Below are 1947 nucleotides of genomic sequence, written 5' to 3'. Positions count from 1 at the left end.
ACCCAGACCCCCTTCCTTCCGAAGCGGGTTGCAAAGGTAGAAAAAATTATCACCCCTGCAAAGACTTTGAATCAAAATATTGAACAGAATTCGGTAAACCTATGGTTTACAGCAGGAAATAATATTACTCCATGCAAAACAATTGGAACTCCCCGCTGTTTTAGCAAGCTTTTTAGCTGTTCAAACCTATCAGGTTTCCTCAGGCAAGCCCACCCCTGTACGGGCAAGCGATTGAAATGGAAAACCCAAAGCCTGGCCAGGAATTGTAATGAAAAACGGGAAACCACTTACATAGTAGCACTAAAACCGCTTTAATGAAAAAACATAAAAGCTACCTATATACACATATCATAAAAATTGCGAATAGCTTAATGACTCTTTTTATTATTAACCTTTAATAAAGACAATAAGTTTTTACCTAAAGTTATCAATCCTACTAAAACTAATCCAGCCAGTAACCCAAAAACAAATTCTCTAAGTATTGATGGAAAAGCAGGAAAAATATGGTGCAGAAAAGCAATGTTATGCGCGAAAATTCCTCCTGATACCAATATCAGTGCAACGGTTCCCACAATGCTTAAAATTTTGATGATCACAGGCAGCGATTTAACCAAGATCTTTCCGATCGCTGAAAAAATACCTTTTTCGTTAGCGGCTTTCACTAAACGGTAGCCGGCATCATCCATCCTCACGATAAGCGCGACAATACCGTAGACACCAATTGTTGCCAATAATGCAATAACCGAAACAGTAATAATCTGGATTGCCAGCTTTTCCTCCAAAACACTGCCTAGCGCTATAATAACAATCTCTATCGACAGTATGAAATCGGTTGTGATAGCAGATCTAATTTTTGCCTTTTCTGCTGCCTCTCCTTCTTGGATCACTTCTTTTGCTTCAACATGTGAGGGCTTAGCACTATGGAAAAAATATTCGACTACCTTTTCAACACCTTCGTAAGCCAAGTACAAGCCACCCAATACCAGGATTATTTTAATAGCAAGCGGAAAAAAAACATTGAGCAGCAAGGCAATTGGAACAATGATAATCTTATTTACTAAAGAACCTTTCGTGATCGCCCATAATACAGGCAGCTCTCTAGAAGAAAGGAAACCTGTTGATTTTTCTGCATTTACTGCCAAGTCATCTCCTAAAATACCAGCAGTTTTCTTAGCCGCCAGCTTTGCTGTTACAGCAACATCGTCCATCAAGGTACCTATATCATCTAAAATTGCAAAAAAACCCGAAGCCATATCTAAATTTATTATTGTTGCAAAATATCAATTCCTTTTCAGATTTAGATGATATTAAATCTTATACATTTTTATTGAATAATATCTGAGCAAATTCCGTCAAAGTAAGTAATATTTACACGCATTATAACATGGATAAACTAAAACTGTTGGAAAAAGAACCAAATATTTTTTGTAGTTTTTAAAGCGAAAAAGGGTTGTTAATGTCAGAAAGGGCTATAACATTATAAGTACTATATTTTTCCGGAGCGCAATTTCCAGTTCTTTTGGGTAGGGTTCCGTCCTGCTGTACGCTGCAATCCTTTTGGGGAACATTGCCGGTACAAGTAACCCTCTGTTCCCAAAAGGGATTTCCGCTGCCATCAGGGCTATTATTGAGGGGCCTGATGCCACCGAATTTCTATTATCTTATTATTAAGGATTAAGGTACTTCCTTTAATCAAGCAATTTAACTGCCTTAACCTTCTTAACTCCTTAATGGTTTAAAACCTGCTTGAAGGAAAAAGACTAAAGTTACGCTTTCATCTTTCTGCTTTGGACTTTAAGCTTTAGTCTTTCCGCTTTAGTCTTTCCACTCAAAACACCCCTAAAACAAGAAGACCCTTCATCATTTCTGATAAAGGGTCTCTTTTAAGATCTGGCACCGACCTACTCTCCCACGTGTTACCGCAGTACCATCGGCTCTGGTGGGCTT

The 1947-nt window shown here is 38.2% G+C and carries 2 protein-coding genes; one reads left to right on the top strand and one right to left on the bottom strand.

What is annotated here, in order from left to right; all coding sequences use genetic code 11:
• On the top strand, nt 1-315 hold a 315-nt coding region (locus ACFSR6_RS17560; RefSeq protein WP_379081243.1), incomplete at its 5' end, for a hypothetical protein.
• Nucleotides 316-368: 53 nt separating this feature from the next.
• Here the strand turns inward: ACFSR6_RS17560 and ACFSR6_RS17555 are convergent.
• The gene (locus tag ACFSR6_RS17555; RefSeq protein WP_379081240.1) at nt 369-1253 is read right to left on the bottom strand and encodes a DUF808 domain-containing protein; all 885 of its coding nucleotides are present in this window, start codon (nt 1251-1253) and stop codon (nt 369-371) included.
• Nucleotides 1254-1947 lie beyond the last annotated feature (694 nt).

The organism is Pedobacter vanadiisoli (genome assembly GCF_042684385.1).
Taxonomy (GTDB): domain Bacteria; phylum Bacteroidota; class Bacteroidia; order Sphingobacteriales; family Sphingobacteriaceae; genus Pedobacter; species Pedobacter vanadiisoli.
Note: the sequence above shows the minus strand (reverse complement) of the source record. Positions and strands in the feature narration are given on the sequence as shown.

Excerpts from the sequence above, each read along its gene's own strand:
- ACFSR6_RS17555 (WP_379081240.1), bottom strand. The coding sequence starts at position 1,253 with ATGGCTTCGGGTTTTTTTGCAATTTTAGATGATATAGGTACCTTGATG.